Raw genomic sequence first — 17,572 nt, forward strand, 5'->3', positions numbered from 1 at the left:
TTCTGAGTACATCATCCTAATCATCCTAAGTTGGTAACCGAATGATCTGATCGCAAAATTTTATAAGAGTTCAAAAAAAATCCCCGAACCTTTCGGTTCGAGGATTTGTGTATAAGAGACAGGGCAAGTGCCTCCCCTTTTTTGTCTTTATTTGCCGCCCAGGCCGGTCAGTTACAGCAACCATCCTGCATAAAGGCCAATCAGGTATAATGAAACTCCCGCCATCACCCCGGCGACAATGTCATCGACCATGATCCCCAGCCCGCCATGGACTCGCTTATCGAGCCAGCCAATCGGCCAGGGTTTGACCATATCAAAAAAGCGGAACAGGACAAACCCGCATAGCAGCCATTTCCACTCCGTCAGTGGAATGTTAAGTGCCGGCATCACACTCATGGTGATCCAAAAGCCGGCAAACTCATCCCACACAATCGAGCCATGGTCATGAACGCCCATATCATCAGAGGTCACCTGGCAAATCTTGATGCCAATTACACATGAAAACAGCACGGCCAGAACGTAAACAGAAAACGGCAACTGCGCCAGAAGTAAAAACAGCGGCACCGATGCCAGCGTTCCCATCGTGCCGGGCACCACCGGTGATAAACCACTACCAAACCCCGTCGCCAGTAGATGCCACGGGTTTTTTAATGAAATCAAAGAAAGGGGGTTGGTCATATTCTATAAACCTTAATGACTAAGTGGTTGTCATCTTACAAGGCGATGAGAGTTATTTAAAGTGGTCAAAGCCGGTTAAATCCCAGTCCAGCAGTTGGCCGTTGTCATGCAGTTCAAACGTACCCTGTGGACGGATTTGGCCAATACAAGTGAATTTACACCCGGCGTGGGCCAAAGCACTGTCGAGTGAGCCCCGGTTTTGCTCAGGCACGGTAAAACACAGCTCGTATTCCTCACCACTCGACAACGCATACTGCTGGGCAGTGCGCTTGTCATCTAAGAACTGCACCAACTCCGTTGAAATCGGTAAGGTAGATACATCGATACTCACTCCGACTTGTGAACGCTGTAAAATATGCTTAACGTCGGCAATCAGGCCGTCAGAGATATCGATAGCGGCTGACGCCAGGCCAACCAGCGCCTGCCCGGCAAGTACGCGGGGGGTACTCAGGTAGTGCGCTTTTTCCAACGCCTCTGCACCGATACGCTGGCGCAGGGAATCGTCCAGAATCACATCCAGTCCCGCCTTGGCATCACCGAGCGTGCCGGTCACATACAGCCAGTCGCCAACTTTTGCCCCGCAGCGGGTCAGCGCTTTACCTTCCGGAACAAACCCCTGTACGGTCAGCGTGAGGCTGAGTGGGCCTTTGGTGGTGTCACCACCAATGAGTTGCAGGCCGTAGTAATCGGCCAGGGCAAAAAACGCATCACAGAACGGGGCCAGCCAGGCTTCATCCGCCTGCGGCATGGTTAAGGCAAAGCTGACCCAGGCCGGCGTAGCCCCCATGGCTGCAAGATCGCTGATATTCGATGCCAGCGCTTTGTGTGCCACCCAAGCAGGGTTAGCGTCCGCCAGGAAGTGCGTTCCTGCCACCAACGTATCGGTGCTGATAGCTATCTCAACATTGGCCGGAGCTTTCACCAGGGCACAATCATCTCCAGCCGCCAAATGTACATCTTTGCGTTGTTTTTGCCGCCCGACCAGATAGTGGTCAATCAGGCTAAATTCACCAGGCATAATTTGTCCATTTATCCACACAAAAAAGGCCAGCAAGTGCTGACCTTTTGTTTTAAGAAACCGTTATTTCTTGCGTACATGGGGTGCGGCTTTATCCAGCACACCATTGACGAACTTATGGCTGTCTTCAGCGGCAAATACTTTTGCCAGCTCAATAGCTTCGTTGATAACCACTTTGTAAGGAACATCCTCACGACGGGTCATTTCATACATGGCCAGACGAAGCAAAGCCAGTTCCATCATGTCTAAGTCCTGCATCGGACGCGACACGTATGGACGGATTTTGCTATCCAACTCAGCGTGGCTAAGAACAACACCGGTCAGTAGCTCACGGAAGTAAGCAACGTCAGTTTCTGGTGCAGCAAGTGCAGGCTCAGAGGCATGATGCTCTTCTTCATCATACTTGTCCCCAGACAAGAATTGTTCTTCGATCGTGGCAACATTCTCTTTAGTAATTTGCCATGAGTAGATCGCCTGTAGAGCGAATTGACGTGCGTTACGACGTGCGGCTGGTTTCACACTGGCCCCCATTAGGAATCAATTTCAGATAATACGTTAATCATTTCGAGTGCGCTTAGTGCAGCCTCTGCACCTTTATTACCAGCCTTGGTTCCTGCGCGTTCAATCGCTTGATCGATAGTATCAACAGTCAGTACACCGAATGCGACTGGAAGACTGTATTCCAGAGACACCTGTGCCAGACCCTTGTTACATTCACTACAAACATAGTCAAAGTGTGGTGTACCACCACGGATTACCGTGCCTAACGATACGATCGCATCGTATTTCCCTGTTTTCGCGACACGTTGAGCAACAAGAGGCAGCTCTACAGCACCAGGACAACGAACAACCGTGATGTTCTCTTCGCTTACCTGTCCGTGACGCTTTAGTGTATCGATCGCACCAGAAAGTAGGCTTTCGTTAATAAAACTGTTGAAACGAGAAATAACGATAGCAATTTTTGCATTTGGCGCTGGGAAGCCACCCTCGATCACTTTCATAAGCTTTCCTTTAACTCTATTTATAAGTGAAATATGTTCATCAAGTGAGAATCGCCGGATTCTAGCACAATTTTGTGAGCAATATCTAATGGAAATTGGCGACGATTGATGAGTTGCCGGCCGTGAACAAAACCAGTCCAGCTAAAGACCAGAAACTCATCGCTCAGTTGTTATTCACAAACGTATTCAACCACATTCAGGCCGAAACCGCCGAGTGCGTGATATTTTTTGTCTGAAGAAGACAACAGACGCATATCATGTACGCCCAGATCGGCAAGAATTTGCGACCCTACCCCCACGCGGCGTGAGGTGCCTTGTTTCTTCGCCAGCGTCGGTGCCTGACCTTTGTCCTGAGCTTCAAACATTTTAACCCGGTGGATCAATAGTTCGGTCGATTCTTCATTGCCCAGAACCACCAGCACGCCGCCCTCTTCACCAATGCGTTTCATCGCCTTATCCAGGGTCCAGCTGCGCTCAGCATTACGGTCACTGTGCAGCAGGTCAGTAAAGACATCCTGCAGATGCACGCGAACCAGCGGCGCCTGGCCTTGCTGCTCACCTTTACACAGTGCGTAATGGATCTGGTTATCGATGGTATCTTTGTAGGTCACCAGTTTGAACTCACCAAACTCGGTTGGCAGTTTACATTCCGCCACGCGCTCGATGGTGGTTTCGGTATTATTGCGATATTCAATCAGGTCAGCGATGGTACCCAGTTTAACCCCATGCTTATCGGCGAACACCTCCAGATCAGGGCGACGGGCCATGGTGCCATCCTCATTGAGGATTTCAACGATCACCGAAGCCGGCTCCAACCCTGCCAGGCGGGCCAAATCACACCCGGCTTCTGTATGGCCGGCACGAGTCAACACGCCCCCTTCCTGGGCGGCTAACGGAAAAATATGCCCAGGCTGGACAAGATCGGCCGCTTTGGCCTCCGGCGCCACGGCCGCCTGAACAGTACACGCACGATCCGCCGCTGAGATACCGGTGGTCACCCCCTCCGCGGCCTCAATTGACACCGTGAAGTTGGTCGTATACTGGGCATTGTTATCCTGCACCATCGGTGGCAGGCCCAAGCGCTCACAACGCGCTTTGGTCATGGTTAAGCAGATCAGACCGCGGCCGTGCGTTGCCATAAAATTGATGGCTTCGGGGGTGATGTGTTCGGCCGCCATGATCAAATCGCCTTCATTTTCACGATCTTCATCATCCATCAGGATGACCATTTTGCCTGCGCGAATATCATCAATTATTTCTTGTGGCGTACTGATTGGCATACTCTGTTTCCCCGTTATTTATTTGTTATTGTCACTGATACGTTATCATCAGTTCTTTGCCAGCCCGCCTGACCGGCGTTATGTGTCTTAGTCTGAAGCCTGGGCATGGTAAGTCAATAAACCTGATGCTGTTCTGCTAAGCAAATCCGTTTTGTTGCAGGAACTCCATCGTCAGGCGAGACTCAGGTTGCTGCGCTTGCTGGCCTTGCAGCAGACGCTCCATATAGCGCGCCAGCACATCCACCTCCAGGTTAACTTTACGCCCGACCTGAAAACGGTCAATGGTGGTCTCAGCGCTGGTGTGCGGCACGATAGTCAGCTTAAAGGCATTCTTGCGTAATGCATTGACGGTCAAACTGATACCGTCGACAGTAATCGAGCCCTTTTCTGCCACGTACTTACTCAGCTCTGCCGGCATCGCCACCCAAAACTCAATCGCACGGCCTACTTGCTGGCGTTCCACGATCTCTCCCACCGCATCGACATGCCCGGAGACAATATGCCCGCCAAAGCGGGTTGTCGGCAGCATCGCTTTTTCTAGATTGACCTGGTCACCTACCTGATAGGTCGCAAAGCCACTTTTTTGCAGCGTTTCAAGCGACAGATCCGCACTGAAGTGGCGGGCGCCGAATTCAATCACCGTCAGGCAAACCCCGTTAGTGGCAATACTGTCACCAAGTTTGACATCCGCCATGTCTAATTTACCCACATCCACCGTAATGGTGACGTCCTCACCTTTGGGCGTGATGGCAGCCAGCGTCCCGACTGCTTCGACAATTCCTGTAAACATCTTAGTTCTTCATTCCGCTGTGATTGCGCATAATCTGCGCCGTGATACGAACATCCGGGCCGACCATACGCAAGTCTGTAATAGTGAGTTCGATGGCCTGGGTCATTTCCGACAGACCGAGTGCTGCTATCAGCCCTCGCCCGTCACTTCCCATCAGTTTAGGTGCCAGATAAACAATCAGCTCATCAATCAGCTCGGCCTGGATCAGTGCGCTGGCCAGAGTCGCACCGGCCTCAACCCACACGTGATTGACGTTATACTGTTCAACCAGAGCCTTAAACGTCCTCGCCAGATCAACTTGGCCATCCTCAGCCAGCGGCGCCGTCACGCTGCCACCGGGGCCAATAATGGTACGTTCACCGGGAGTGTGAAATAACTTCAGGGAGCCTTCAAGCTGGTCCTGGCGATCTAAAATAACCCGCCGTGGCTGGCGCAGCGTGTGTTCAGCATACTGCTCACGGACACTCTCCGGTAACTCATCCCAACGTACGTTAAGCGAGGCGTTGTCATCCCGGACGGTTTTGCTGGTCGAAAGAATCGCACATGACCTAGCGCGCAAACGCTGCACATCCTGGCGGGCTTGAGGTGAGGTGATCCACTGGCTTTTGCCGTTGGCTAACGCAGTCTGTCCGTCCAGGCTGGCGGCCATTTTCAGCTGCACATACGGCATGCCGGTTTGCATCCGCTTAATAAACGCCGGATTGAGCGCTCTGGCATCTGACTCCAACAAACCGACCTGCACTTCAATACCGGCTGCGCGCAGCATGCCAATCCCCCTCCCCGCCACTTGCGGGTTAGGATCCTGCATGGCACAAATCACTTTCGCGACCCCGGCCTTAATCAATCCTTCGGCGCAGGGTGGCGTACGGCCATAGTGGGAGCAGGGCTCCAGGGTCACGTAGGCGGTGGCACCGCGCGCTTTGTCACCGGCCATACGCAATGCATGCACTTCCGCATGTGGCTCTCCGGCCCGGTGATGGTAACCTTCTCCCACCACCTGCTGATCACGGATGATCACGCAGCCGACATTCGGGTTAGGGGCGGTGGTATAGATGCCGCGTTTGGCCAGCGCAATCGCCCGCTGCATCATGGCGTGATCCTGGCTGGAAAACTCGTGGGTAGTCGTGAGCTGAGACATAACGGTTAGTCTTCCAGACGGGCAATTTCTTCGCCAAACTCGCGGATATCTTCAAAACTGCGGTATACCGAGGCAAAACGGATATAGGCTACCTTGTCCAGCTCTTTGAGTTGATCCATCACTAAGTTACCTATCATCTCACTCGGTACTTCACGCTCACCGGTGGCACGCAGCTGGGATTTGATCGTGCTGATGGCAAGTTCAATCGCATCTGCACTGACCGGGCGTTTCTCCAACGCACGCTGGATCCCGCCGACCATTTTGTCTTCATCAAATGGTTCACGGTTGCCGTTAGACTTAATGACTTTCGGCATCACCAACTCTGCCGTTTCAAAGGTTGTAAATCGTTCATTGCACGCCAGGCACTGACGGCGACGGCGAACCTGATGGCCGTCCGCCACCAGACGAGAATCGATCACCTTAGTATCGTTCTCTGAACAAAAAGGACAATGCATGTCACCTCCACAAAATTTGGCTGTTGGCCGTAGGCCCGATCATCACTGTTGATGGCTGATGAGGACCGTGCACAAGTTACGCCTAGTGTAGCGGAATTGAGATGACAGAGAAAACAAAAAGGGGCCGTAAAGCCCCTTTTTTAAACCAAATCAGTGCGTTTCTATTAAGCTCGCGGCAGGTAGTTCGCTTTACCGACCCATTTGTAACTGGTGAGCTCTTCCAGCCCCATCGGACCACGGGCATGCAGCTTCTGCGTAGACACCGCCACTTCCGCACCGAGGCCAAACTGAGCACCATCGGTAAAACGGGTTGCCGCATTAACATACACCGCAGCAGAGCCGACCGAATTAATAAACAGCTCCGAGTTTTGCAGGCTGTTGGTCATGATCGCATCCGAGTGGCTGGCATTGTGCACACGCATATGCTCGATGGCAGCTCGTACGTCAGCGACCACTTTCACGCCCAGAGTGAAACTCAGCCATTCGGTATCAAAATCCCCCTCTGCCGCGTCGCGAATCTGTGTCGCTCCCGGCATCAGGGCTTTGGCTTGCGGCTCTGCCACAAACGTGACTTGCTCGTTCATACGCGCCACCAGCATTGGCAGGAACTCTGCCGCCACTTTTTCATGCACCAGTAAGGTATCCAGTGAGTTACATGCCGAAGGACGTTGAACTTTTGAGTTCTCAACCACGTTTAGAGATTTCTCCAGATCCGCTGAGTCATCAACAAAGATGTGGCTGATACCAAAGCCACCGATGATCACTGGAATCGTGCTGTTTTCCTTACACATTTTGTGCAGACCGGCACCCCCACGTGGAATGATCATATCTACGTACTCGTCCAGCTTAAGCAGTTGAGAAACCAACTCACGGTCTGGCTTTTCAATATACTGTACCGATGCGGCAGGCAGGTTCGCTTTTGCTAGTGCGGACTGGATAACCTTAACCAGCTCCATGTTAGAGAAGAACGTCTCTTTGCCACCACGTAGGATGCTTGCATTACCGGTTTTCAGACACAGCGCAGCAATGTCGATGGTTACGTTTGGACGCGCTTCATAGATCACCCCAATCACCCCGAGCGGGACACGGCGGCGTGACAGTGACATACCATTTTCCAGCACTTTACTGTCGATTTCACTGCCAACCGGATCATTAAGGCTGATCACGTTACGCACGTCATTAGCAATGCCAGTCAAACGCTCTTCGTTCAACAGCAGACGATCGAGTAGTGCATCCGTTAGACCCGCTTCGCGGCCCAGTTCGATGTCTTTGGCGTTGGCGGCCAAAATCGCCGCTGCATTAGCTTCTAATTCGTCGGCGATGATCGCCAGAGCCTGGTTTTTTTGCGCGGTTGACGCTGTCGCCAGTTCAAAAGCCGCCTGTTTGGCCGCTTTGCCCATATTGGTTAAATCCACTCTGCTTCCCTCTTTTTCTATTCTTGAATGACGACAAGATCATCGCGATGGATGACTTCTGAACCATAGTCATAGCCCAAAATCGCATTAATGTCTTTACTGTGTTTGCCAGAGATCCGTTCCAGCTCCCGGCTGGAGTATGCCGCAATCCCACGCGCAATCAACTTACCATGCATGTTGGTCACGCGCGCCACTTCACCGCGCTGAAAATCACCGCTGACTTTCAGGACACCTTTCGCCAAGAGGCTGCTGCCTGTGCCAACTACGGCTTTAACCGCACCGTCATCAATCACGATGTCGCCAGAAGCAGCCGGTCCCGCGAGGATCCAGCGCTTGCGGTTCTCCAACGCTTCCGTACAGGGTAAGAAACGTGTGCCCTGCGGGGTAGCGCTCAAAGAATCAAAAATGACATTAGGAGCACTGCCAGCAGCAATAATCACCTCAATACCGGCATGGCGTGCAATGTCTGCCGCCTGGAGCTTGGTGGCCATCCCTCCGGTGCCAAGAGTGGTGCCGCTGCCACCTGCGATTTGGCGCAAAGTATCATCGATCGTTTTGACTTCTTTGATCAGCTCTGCGTTAGGATCTTTGCGAGGGTCAGCGGTAAACAAACCTTTCTGGTCGGTCAGCAGCAACAACTTATCGGCACCACACAAAATCCCAACCAAAGCGGACAGATTATCGTTATCCCCCACTTTGATTTCACTGGTGGCAACCGCGTCATTTTCATTCACGATCGGAATAATATCATTCGCCACTAAGGCATTGATGGTATCACGCGCGTTTAAAAACCGTTCCCGATCTTCGAGATCGGCACGCGTCAGCAGCATCTGGCCGATTTTGATCCCGTAAATCGCAAACAATGATTCCCAGGTTTGAATCAACCGGCTCTGGCCGACTGCGGCAAGTAACTGTTTGCTTGCCATCGCGTTGGGCAATGCGGGGTAACCAAGATGCTCACGGCCTGCTGCAATCGCACCAGACGAAACCATTACGACAGAATGGCCCTGTTTTTTAAGCTCCGCACACTGACGTACCAGTTCAACCATATGGGCGCGTTCAAGCGCTAAGGTACCACCAGTCAGCACACTAGTTCCCAGCTTCACCACCACGGTTTGAGGTTGTGCAGCCAATGCATTTTGTTGATTCGTTGTCATGATGTCTTCTGAAGTGAAAAACAAATAAAAGAGTTGATGTTTTAACAATCAAACGGGAATTTAACAAGAAGAAAAGGTGCGATAACGCACCTTTTCTTGTGTTTAGATAAAAATGCATACCCAACAAGCGTGAATACGCAACAGGCCAATTAAGCGAAGTCGAATGACTCCGCATGGTAGGCCACCTCTAACTCAAAGTGTTCGGCCAGAGTGCTGACCAGTTTCTCATGGAAGGTTCGTTGAGTCAGATAAACCTCTTCGACGATTTTTTCAGGCAGTTCTTCTGCTATCCAGTTACCCGCCTGATTGTATTTGCCAATGTGATATTTGGCAGTGAAACCGTGCTCGCTCGGTTCCAACTCCATCCACCAGCCCCAAAATTCGCGTTTTTCAGGTGATTTTTTATCATCCACACACACTGACAAACAGTCGAAGTAATAGCGCTCTTCATCCGACTGGGGCTCGCGCAGGTAAGGCCCGACAGCCTTTAATTTTGACATCAAGCGAAAATGTGTAGGACCTTGAGTTGTTTCTGGCATAAAGAATCTCCGTTTCCAAAGGGGGATATAATTACCCAAGAATGATTATTATTTATATTTTCCAAGAGCTTATTTTTTGCTCATATCCTACTTTTCACTAATTCAGCCGATTTGTCATCTTAAGAATTCATCCTCCAGCCACTTTGTCGCTAAATCGAGGGATTGCTCATATCCTTTTGTAATCATCTTGGAACTGATTTTCTTGGCTTTACCGTACTGGCTGAACAGCGCCACCAACTGGTTGTCACTATATGGGGAAACCGGGTCGCCATCCATACTCATCGCCAGTACCGGCACTTTGGTTTTGCGGTTAGCCAAAAAGCCCTGAACCTTCAGAGACCATGCCTGCATTTGCCGGGACAAACTATTGATATCCACCACACCTTTCCCTAAGCGTGATGCCAGCATATCCAGATACATTTTTGGCATGCGCTGTAATTTATCCGGCGAAGTAAAAACATCGTGGATCGGGGCACCCAACGCAACACACGCTTTGATTTTATCCTGCTCAAGAAACGACAACCTCACCATTGCATTACCGCCAAAGCGAAAACCGATCAACCCCACCTTGAAGTGATCCACCCAGGGTAACGACGGTAACTCATTTAACACGGCTTGGTGCAGACAACTCGAGTCTTCCGTCAGAGGCCAGTGCGAACTGTGGCCGACCGACGGCATATCCACCGTAAGCATCGCAATGCCTTTAGGGGCCAGATAATCCCGGAACAAACGCCACATTTCAATCTGCAGTGTATCGAGGCCAGCACTGACCATCACCACCGGCAGTGGCTTATCCGTGTGTGGTAAGTGCAAATTGGCAGCGATTTTGCGGTTCTGGTATGGCACCTCGATCCGCTTGATGGTGTAGTGCGACTTCTCTGCGGCGGCAGAATAGGCTTTGTTCGCCAGCACCTGCGCCTGAAGCGCTAAGTTGTCGTTCTTTAAATGGGGGTAGCCGGCAACACTGAAACACAACGAAGCGGTAAATAACTCTTCCGCAGCCTGGTCCCCCAGCAGGTCATTGGCTCGCTTTTGGTGCTCCATACCCAGCTTAATCCACTCAAACGCCCAGTTGCCACTGTGATAGCCCATCACCGTATCAAGCCATTTATCTTCGGTACGGGAGTGGGTTGAAGAGGCAATACGCGATAACACCGACTCGACTTCGATTGGCGAAAGGCCCTGCCAGTTCCACTGCAACCGGCGTAAATGACGGTACCAAACCCGGCTGCCATTCTCTCTCTTTTCATTAAGCGCTTCTTGGCTGGTAGGCATGTACTGCGTCAAAGCGGACGTTTCCTTGGCTTGTTTATGCTTGACAAATAGGGTTTCCGAGAGGTTTTTACTGACTTCTTCTTCAGACATAGGGGTCGCTCTGGCCGTAGTGGGTAATAGCCTTAATAATAATAAAAAAAATGCCCCAATAAAGGGGCATTTTCTCAGAATCTTACTTGGCAATTACTTTCGCTTGCGATTTACCGGCTCAGCGTACTGGATTGACATATCCCAAGGCTGCTCAATCCAGGTATCTTGCGCGATATCCACCACGTAATCATCCAACAGCTCTTTGCCTGATGGTTTTGCACATACGGCAATCAGTTTTGCTTTCGGGTACATGTCACGTAACTTACGCGCCGTATCGCCACTGTCCACCAAGTCTTCAACAATGAGGTAGCCTTCACCGTCGCCTTCTGGTGCTTTCAGTACGCTCATATCACGCTGGTGATCGTGATCGTAACTGGAGATACAGATAGTATCGACGTAACGGATACCCAGCTCACGCGCCAGAATTGCGCCAGGAACCAGACCGCCACGGCTCACTGCCCAAATACCTTTCCACTGCTCGGCTGGCATCTGCTTTTCTGCCAGTTCACGGCAATATGTCTGCATCGCATCCCAAGTGATAATGAATTTTTTGCTCATTGTAATAACCTAATAATTTGAATATATGCATCCCCATGGGACTTTATCAGCCCCAGGCTTGGAAAAGTCTTCTCCGCAACCCGCGGAAATTGGGGTTTCAAAGCTGCGCAAACGATTATTCTACCGAAACACACCATGAATACCAACGCTGATATTACAAATCTCTGCAATTAGCGTAGAAAAAATCGTGGTGAATAACAGACAGATTGAGTGACAGATAAATTTCAACAAGAATCGTTCACAAAAAAAAGAAGCCAGCGCATGCCCACAGGCAGCACTGGCTATCAGGAATGGCTTAACCCACCAGGTATTTGATGATGAAAATGGCCGACATCACCCAAACACTGGCTGACACGTCACGGCCCTTACCGCTGAACAGTTTAATCGCTGCATAAGCGATAAAGCCCAGAGAGATCCCTTCAGCAATGGAGAAAGTCAGGGGCATCAACAGGCAGGTCACTACCACAGGTGCCGCTTCGGTCAAATCACGCCAGTCGATGCTAACCAAACCAGAAAGCATCAGGATCGCGACATAGAACAGCGCGCCGGAAGTGGCATAGGCCGGGATCATGCCCGCTAACGGCGAGAACAGCAGCGCAAGCAGGAACAGCACGCCAACCACAACCGCGGTCAGACCGGTACGGCCACCTGAAGCCACGCCCGCAACACTTTCAATATAAGAAGTGGTGTTCGAAGTACCCAGCAGGGCACCGACAGAAGTCGCGGTAGAGTCAGCCAACAGCGCCTTATTCAGGCGAGGGATCTTACCGTCTTCACCCATTAATCCGGCTTTCTGCGAAACGCCGACCAAAGTACCGGCGGTATCAAACAAATCAACAAACAGGAACGCAAACACCACTGAAATCATGCCGACTTCAAACAGCCCCGAGAAATCGAGTTGCAAAAATGTTGGCGCCAGACTTGGCGGCACAGACATTACCCCGCCCCACTGGACGTCACCAAACAACAAGCCAAGGCCTGTTACCGCAAGAATCGCGATCATCACCGCACCTTTCACACCGCGGTGGACCAGAGCAATGGTGAGGAAAAAGCCGATCGAAGCCAGCACCGGAGACAATGACGTGATGTTACCCAAAGAAACCAAAGTCGCTGGGTTATCGACCACAATGCCTGCATTTTTCAATGCAATAAAGGCCAAAAACAAGCCGATACCCGCCGAAATCCCGGTTCTTAGTGCCAGCGGGATGGAGTTGATGATCCACTCGCGGATCTTGAACACACTGAGCAAAATAAACAGCACACCCGAAACAAACACCGCCGCTAATGCCACTTGCCAGGTGTAACCCATCCCTAACACCACTGCGTAAGTAAAAAACGCGTTCAACCCCATACCCGGAGCCTGTGCGATTGGGTAATTGGCAACAAAGCCCATGATGAAACAGCCAATGGCCGCCGCAAGACAAGTAGCGACAAATACCGCACCACGATCCATACCGGCATCCGCCAGAATCGCAGGGTTTACAAAGATAATGTAAGCCATGGTAAGGAAGGTAGTAATACCCGCGATGATCTCAGTGCGCACGTTAGTGCCATTTTCACTAAGTTTAAAGAGCCTTTCGAACATAATCGAATCCTGTAAAGGTAAAATAGTAAACGGTTGCGTAAACGATTGGCAGGAATTATAAAGTTATCAAATAGCAAATTCCAGATGGAATTTTAACTCTAAGTCAGAATTTATTGATCCAGATGGGAAGTATTGGATTAAAAAGCGAGCCACCACACAAACAACTCCTTATTAAACAATCATTAATGTAAGAAATGAATAAAAGGCAGAATGAGGTAAATTTAAACAATGTTCTAAACTTTCAAAGGAAAAAGTGTCCTTTCACGGATAGAGCATGTGCAAATACGCACTGTAAAGTACTCATGCTAACGAAAATATAGAGAAATTGGAGTTACAAGTGGTATGTACGGAGAGGAAAATAAAAAAACGCCACTCATTATGAGTGGCGGTGAATCATGTCAGTGTTGTCACTGAAAAAAAATTCCAATTAATAGGGGTGAACATACTGTTCGAGTCACATGCTTCAATTCGTGTTAGTAACCAAAGCTTGTTGGGTATACAAAGTTGCCAGTGTAAACAGAGTTGTTTGTCCAGAACGTTGTACTTGGTAAACCTTTCATAATTATCACCTTCTAAATCAATTAAAGTTGGGCTTGATTTCTCAGTTCCTTGGAGGCGATATACGGACTCATCCTTTGAGCGTTTTATTCTTCTCTTCAGAAGCTGGTTACAAATATACCACCGAGAAATTTAATTACAACCCTTTAGGTGACATAAATCACATTTTTTTCTCGAATTGACCAATTTTAAGCGATTACTGTAAGTTAATTACAGAATTATGAATTAATATTTTCACTCTAACCTTGTCCAATCCCCCTTTAGTTGCACAGTGCCAGCAGACCTGTCCACAATCCGTGACAAGTGAAACTGAAATCCTTTGGCGCGCGGCTACTCGCCTTCCCCATCTGGTGGTATGCTTGACGCCAATTACAGGCCAAATCTGCTTAGCATGTACGACTAAGCCCCCGTTATATTTAGGTTAGATATTTGGCATAAGCACAGCAAAAGGAGTCTTCCGTGTCTGAATTCCATTCTGAGATCAGTTCCTTATCACCTACTCCACTTTGGCAGTTTTTCGATAAGATTTGTTCTATCCCCCACCCTTCCAAGCATGAAGAGGCACTCGCCCAGTACATTGTCCACTGGGCTACTGAGCAGGGTCTTGACGTACGCCGTGATCCGACTGGCAACGTCTTCATTAAGAAACCAGCTACGCCGGGCATGGAAAGCAAAAAAGGTGTGGTGCTTCAAGCGCACATCGACATGGTACCGCAAAAGAACGAAGACACTGACCACGACTTTACTCAAGATCCTATCCAGCCATACATTGATGGCGAATGGGTAACGGCCAAAGGCACTACATTAGGTGCCGATAACGGTATCGGTATGGCATCTTGTCTTGCGGTATTGGCTTCGACAGAGATCAAGCACGGCCCTATCGAAGTACTGCTGACTATTGATGAAGAAGCGGGGATGACTGGCGCATTCGGCCTTGAGGCTGGATGGTTAGAGGGCGATATCCTGCTTAACACTGACTCAGAGCAAGAAGGCGAAGTGTACATGGGTTGTGCCGGTGGTATAGACGGTGCGATGACATTCGATATCACTCGTGACGCAATCCCGGCCGGGTTTGTCACTCGCCAGTTGACCCTCAAAGGTCTGAAAGGCGGTCACTCTGGTTGTGATATCCACACTGGTCGCGGTAACGCCAACAAACTGATAGGTCGTTTCCTGGCTGGTCACGCACAAGAGCTCGATCTCCGCCTGATTGAGTTCCGTGGCGGTAGCCTGCGTAATGCCATTCCTCGTGAAGCCTTTGTCACCATAGCGCTTCCTGCCGAAAACCAGGACAAATTGGCTGAACTGTTCAACTACTACACTGAGCTGCTAAAAACAGAGCTGGGTAAAGTGGAAACCGACATCGTGACTTTCAATGAAGAGATTGCCACTGACGCGCAAGTATTCGCTGTAGCGGATCAACAGCGTTTCATTGCCGCATTGAATGCTTGTCCAAATGGCGTAATGCGCATGAGTGATGAGATTGCAGGCGTGGTTGAAACCTCTCTGAACGTTGGCGTGATCACCACAGAAGAGAACAAAGTGACAGTGCTTTGCCTGATCCGTTCATTGATCGATTCTGGCCGTAGCCAGGTAGAAGGTATGCTTCACTCAGTCGCAGAGCTGGCTGGTGCACAAATCGAGTTCTCCGGTGCTTACCCAGGCTGGAAGCCGGATGCAGATTCACAAATCATGGCAATTTTCCGTGACATGTACCAAGGCATCTACGGCCACAAGCCTAACATCATGGTAATCCACGCGGGTCTTGAGTGTGGCCTGTTCAAAGAGCCTTACCCGAACATGGATATGCTGTCTTTCGGCCCTACTATCAAATTCCCTCACTCTCCGGATGAGAAAGTGAAGATTGATACCGTTCAACTGTTCTGGGATCAAATGGTTGCGCTTCTGGAAGCAATTCCTGATAAAGCGTAATCATCAAACTCACGTTATAAACACAAAAAGGGTGCCAAGGCACCCTTTTTTTATTACGAGAAATTCACCAACTATGCACGAGTTTGCGCGTAAGCCGCCAACTCATCCATAGAAGTCTTAGCAACGACGTCACCATCGATGTAGTAAGTGACGAAATCACCGTAACGAACACCCGTCAGTGTCGCTTTTTCACCGTTGTTGTAAGTAATGTCCATTTGAACGGTGTTCTCATCAATCTGTTGCATCTGACCTTGCTCGATAACACGGTTGTTGGTTAAAGGACCAACTGGTGCAGTGGTTAGAGATTTGTCTAACTGGTGGTTGACATCGATGTAAGTGTCCATCTTAGTATCAAAGATGTGTGGCTTACCATTAAGCGGGTTTTTACCCGTCCAGAACTCTAAAGAATTGAACACGATGTAATCCGCCGCAATAGCAACACCGTAAACGGGTGCCAGCAACATATTGAGACCACCACGCGCATAACGGTTATCCACCGCTTTTAGGTTAAAGCCCATCACGTAACCCGTCACCGCATTACTGCCCACACAGCCGGAAAGTGCCACTGTTACCGCAGCCATCATGCCAATTTTGGCCATCGCCGTTTTCATCACAACCTCTTAATCAGATATCGTCGGTTTAAAAATCGGCGCGGATAGTAGCGGATAAAAAGGGCCGATAAAAGACAGGATTTTAGGCAAAAAAGTGTCATACCTATTTTTGAACACAAGGCATTTACACCATTAATGCATTGAGCCATTCCTAGCCAGCCCTCCCGTGATAAAACTCAGCAACTACACTTAATAGCAACCAATACCCTACATGTGGGGACAATTTAGCCAGGATGATAAAAACCATTTATCGTGAGCTTAATAACAATCATTAGTGTGATTTAGCCGCAGTTGCTACATTATTGATCACTTATTTGACAGAGACAGTTTATGGCCAGAACAAAAACAAACTCACCCTTTGAGCTTTTAAACTATCAGATCCAACCGGGACAACGCTTAGAAATCGAACTGCCGGCGGCCCAGTTGTATACTCACTCACCGCTGTCTATACCTGTCGAAATTATTCACGGCAAACAGGCCGGTCCGGTGTTAATGGTTAATGCCGCCATCCACGGTGATGAACTCAACGGCGTTGAAATTGTGCGCCAGCTGATTAACCTGCTCGACCCACTGAAGTTAAAAGGCACTGTCATTGCGGTGCCCATCGTTAACGTGTTTGGCTTTATTCATAAATCGCGTTACCTGCCTGATCGCCGCGATCTTAACCGCTGCTTCCCGGGCAGTGATAAGGGAGCACTGGCATCACGCATGGCGCATACCTTTTTTGATAATATTGCCAGACGCTGTGACTACATCATCGATCTGCATACCGGCGCGATTCATCGCACTAACCTGCCGCAAATCCGCGCCAACCTGAGCAACCCGGAGACCTTGCGGATCGCCAAAGCATTTGCCACACCGGTGATCATCGACTCTGCACTGCGCGACGGCTCGTTGCGCAGTGAAGCCGAGAAATGCAATATTCCGGTACTGACTTACGAAGCGGGCGAAGCGCTGCGATTTGATCCGGTCTCGATCACCGCCGGCGTTCTGGGAGTAAGACGGGTCATGCAAACCATTGGTATGCTGCGTGCAAGCCGTAAGAAATTACCCACACCGGTGATCGCTAAATCTACCAGTTGGGTGCGGACCCCCGGCAACGGCATATTACGCACCATTGTCAATCTTGGCGATAAAGTCGATAAGGGAGAGCCGCTGGCTTATATCAGTTCGCCACTCGGTCATGCTGAACTGGAGTTAACTGCGCCGAAAGAAGGTATCGTGATTGGCCAGCAGACCTTGCCATTAGTTAACGAAGGTGATGCCATTTTTCATCTCGCTTACTTTAAACCCGATGATGAAGACATAGAGCAGGTAGTTGAGAGCTACCTCGAGAGGTTAGTCGACTCTGAAACGGATACCATTACCACCGGGCAGATTCCTATATAGCGCCTCTCTGCAGAGCTTCTTGTCCAGAGGCTCTGCAGTTAAACTGATAGTGAAAGCACATAATTGTACAGTGTTTCATTTATCGGTATGATGCGTTCTTTTA

The 17,572-nt window shown here is 49.9% G+C and carries 17 protein-coding genes; 2 read left to right on the plus strand and 15 right to left on the minus strand.

The genetic code is table 11. The features are described from left to right. Nucleotides 1-171 precede the first annotated feature (171 nt). From pgpA to P2G85_RS14995, 14 genes are all read right to left on the minus strand, one after another. Complete coding sequence (pgpA, locus tag P2G85_RS14930; protein ID WP_275864861.1) at nt 172-678, minus strand: phosphatidylglycerophosphatase A; 507 nt, start codon at nt 676-678, stop codon at nt 172-174. Nucleotides 679-730: 52 nt separating this feature from the next. Further along, on the minus strand, nt 731-1,696 hold the full coding sequence (gene thiL, locus P2G85_RS14935; RefSeq protein WP_275864862.1) for a thiamine-phosphate kinase: 966 nt from the start codon (nt 1,694-1,696) through the stop codon (nt 731-733). Between the two features lie 63 nt (nt 1,697-1,759). Further along, nucleotides 1,760-2,227 carry a transcription antitermination factor NusB gene (nusB, locus tag P2G85_RS14940; protein WP_275864863.1) on the minus strand — a complete coding sequence of 156 codons (468 nt, stop codon included), beginning with the start codon at nt 2,225-2,227 and terminating at the stop codon, nt 1,760-1,762. Next, nucleotides 2,227-2,697 (minus strand): 6,7-dimethyl-8-ribityllumazine synthase, encoded by a 471-nt coding sequence (gene ribE, locus P2G85_RS14945; RefSeq protein ID WP_193288390.1) that lies wholly within the window; start codon nt 2,695-2,697, stop codon nt 2,227-2,229. Before ribE ends, nusB begins: the two co-directional genes overlap by 1 nt. Nucleotides 2,698-2,867: 170 nt before the next feature. Continuing rightward, on the minus strand, nt 2,868-3,977 hold the full coding sequence (gene ribBA, locus P2G85_RS14950) for a bifunctional 3,4-dihydroxy-2-butanone-4-phosphate synthase/GTP cyclohydrolase II (RefSeq protein WP_275864864.1): 1,110 nt from the start codon (nt 3,975-3,977) through the stop codon (nt 2,868-2,870). Nucleotides 3,978-4,113: 136 nt separating this feature from the next. Then, nucleotides 4,114-4,767, minus strand: coding sequence for a riboflavin synthase (locus P2G85_RS14955; protein ID WP_275864865.1), 654 nt, complete (start codon nt 4,765-4,767; stop codon nt 4,114-4,116). 1 nt (nt 4,768) lies between these two features. Beyond that, complete coding sequence (gene ribD, locus P2G85_RS14960) at nt 4,769-5,905, minus strand: bifunctional diaminohydroxyphosphoribosylaminopyrimidine deaminase/5-amino-6-(5-phosphoribosylamino)uracil reductase RibD (protein ID WP_275864866.1); 1,137 nt, start codon at nt 5,903-5,905, stop codon at nt 4,769-4,771. A 5-nt stretch (nt 5,906-5,910) separates the two neighbouring features. Beyond that, complete coding sequence (gene nrdR / locus P2G85_RS14965; protein ID WP_275864867.1) at nt 5,911-6,360, minus strand: transcriptional regulator NrdR; 450 nt, start codon at nt 6,358-6,360, stop codon at nt 5,911-5,913. A 164-nt stretch (nt 6,361-6,524) separates the two neighbouring features. After that, on the minus strand, nt 6,525-7,775 hold the full coding sequence (locus P2G85_RS14970) for a glutamate-5-semialdehyde dehydrogenase (RefSeq protein WP_275864868.1): 1,251 nt from the start codon (nt 7,773-7,775) through the stop codon (nt 6,525-6,527). A 17-nt stretch (nt 7,776-7,792) separates the two neighbouring features. Further along, nucleotides 7,793-8,932: a glutamate 5-kinase gene (proB, locus tag P2G85_RS14975; protein WP_275864869.1), complete on the minus strand. Its 1,140-nt coding sequence runs from the start codon at nt 8,930-8,932 to the stop codon at nt 7,793-7,795. Nucleotides 8,933-9,081: 149 nt separating this feature from the next. Then, nucleotides 9,082-9,471: a sigma factor-binding protein Crl gene (gene crl / locus P2G85_RS14980; protein ID WP_275864870.1), complete on the minus strand. Its 390-nt coding sequence runs from the start codon at nt 9,469-9,471 to the stop codon at nt 9,082-9,084. Nucleotides 9,472-9,585: 114 nt separating this feature from the next. Continuing rightward, the gene (gene frsA / locus P2G85_RS14985; RefSeq protein ID WP_275864871.1) at nt 9,586-10,836 is read right to left on the minus strand and encodes an esterase FrsA; all 1,251 of its coding nucleotides are present in this window, start codon (nt 10,834-10,836) and stop codon (nt 9,586-9,588) included. A gap of 93 nt (nt 10,837-10,929) precedes the next feature. Continuing rightward, a complete protein-coding gene (gene tet(34) / locus P2G85_RS14990; RefSeq protein ID WP_275864872.1) occupies nt 10,930-11,394 on the minus strand; it encodes an oxytetracycline resistance phosphoribosyltransferase domain-containing protein Tet(34) in 465 nt (154 codons plus the stop codon). 295 nt (nt 11,395-11,689) lie between these two features. Next, on the minus strand, nt 11,690-12,979 hold the full coding sequence (locus P2G85_RS14995; RefSeq protein WP_275864873.1) for an NCS2 family permease: 1,290 nt from the start codon (nt 12,977-12,979) through the stop codon (nt 11,690-11,692). A 1,017-nt stretch (nt 12,980-13,996) separates the two neighbouring features. Between P2G85_RS14995 and P2G85_RS15000 the strand changes: the two genes are divergently transcribed. After that, on the plus strand, nt 13,997-15,469 hold the full coding sequence (locus P2G85_RS15000) for an aminoacyl-histidine dipeptidase (RefSeq protein WP_275864874.1): 1,473 nt from the start codon (nt 13,997-13,999) through the stop codon (nt 15,467-15,469). A gap of 71 nt (nt 15,470-15,540) precedes the next feature. On the opposite strand, the gene P2G85_RS15005 is transcribed toward P2G85_RS15000, so the two are convergent. After that, nucleotides 15,541-16,080 (minus strand): DUF3332 domain-containing protein, encoded by a 540-nt coding sequence (locus P2G85_RS15005; protein ID WP_275864875.1) that lies wholly within the window; start codon nt 16,078-16,080, stop codon nt 15,541-15,543. A 330-nt stretch (nt 16,081-16,410) separates the two neighbouring features. Between P2G85_RS15005 and P2G85_RS15010 the strand changes: the two genes are divergently transcribed. Then, nucleotides 16,411-17,469: a succinylglutamate desuccinylase/aspartoacylase family protein gene (locus P2G85_RS15010; protein ID WP_275864876.1), complete on the plus strand. Its 1,059-nt coding sequence runs from the start codon at nt 16,411-16,413 to the stop codon at nt 17,467-17,469. Nucleotides 17,470-17,572: the final 103 nt, after the last annotated feature.

Origin of the sequence: Vibrio sp. CAU 1672 (assembly GCF_029223195.1) — a bacterium.
GTDB lineage: Bacteria > Pseudomonadota > Gammaproteobacteria > Enterobacterales > Vibrionaceae > Vibrio.

Bases quoted from the DNA above. Each gene is read 5' to 3' on its own strand.
- pgpA (WP_275864861.1), bottom strand. From the start codon at position 678: ATGACCAACCCCCTTTCTTTGATTTCATTAAAAAACCCGTGGCATCTA.
- ribD (WP_275864866.1), bottom strand. From the start codon at position 5,905: ATGTCTCAGCTCACGACTACCCACGAGTTTTCCAGCCAGGATCACGCC.
- P2G85_RS15005 (WP_275864875.1), bottom strand. From the start codon at position 16,080: ATGAAAACGGCGATGGCCAAAATTGGCATGATGGCTGCGGTAACAGTG.
- thiL (WP_275864862.1), bottom strand. From the start codon at position 1,696: ATGCCTGGTGAATTTAGCCTGATTGACCACTATCTGGTCGGGCGGCAA.
- P2G85_RS14955 (WP_275864865.1), bottom strand. From the start codon at position 4,767: ATGTTTACAGGAATTGTCGAAGCAGTCGGGACGCTGGCTGCCATCACG.
- nrdR (WP_275864867.1), bottom strand. From the start codon at position 6,360: ATGCATTGTCCTTTTTGTTCAGAGAACGATACTAAGGTGATCGATTCT.
- ribE (WP_193288390.1), bottom strand. From the start codon at position 2,697: ATGAAAGTGATCGAGGGTGGCTTCCCAGCGCCAAATGCAAAAATTGCT.
- nusB (WP_275864863.1), bottom strand. From the start codon at position 2,227: ATGGGGGCCAGTGTGAAACCAGCCGCACGTCGTAACGCACGTCAATTC.
- P2G85_RS14995 (WP_275864873.1), bottom strand. From the start codon at position 12,979: ATGTTCGAAAGGCTCTTTAAACTTAGTGAAAATGGCACTAACGTGCGC.
- ribBA (WP_275864864.1), bottom strand. From the start codon at position 3,977: ATGCCAATCAGTACGCCACAAGAAATAATTGATGATATTCGCGCAGGC.
- proB (WP_275864869.1), bottom strand. From the start codon at position 8,932: ATGACAACGAATCAACAAAATGCATTGGCTGCACAACCTCAAACCGTG.
- P2G85_RS15010 (WP_275864876.1), top strand. From the start codon at position 16,411: ATGGCCAGAACAAAAACAAACTCACCCTTTGAGCTTTTAAACTATCAG.
- crl (WP_275864870.1), bottom strand. From the start codon at position 9,471: ATGCCAGAAACAACTCAAGGTCCTACACATTTTCGCTTGATGTCAAAA.
- frsA (WP_275864871.1), bottom strand. From the start codon at position 10,836: ATGTCTGAAGAAGAAGTCAGTAAAAACCTCTCGGAAACCCTATTTGTC.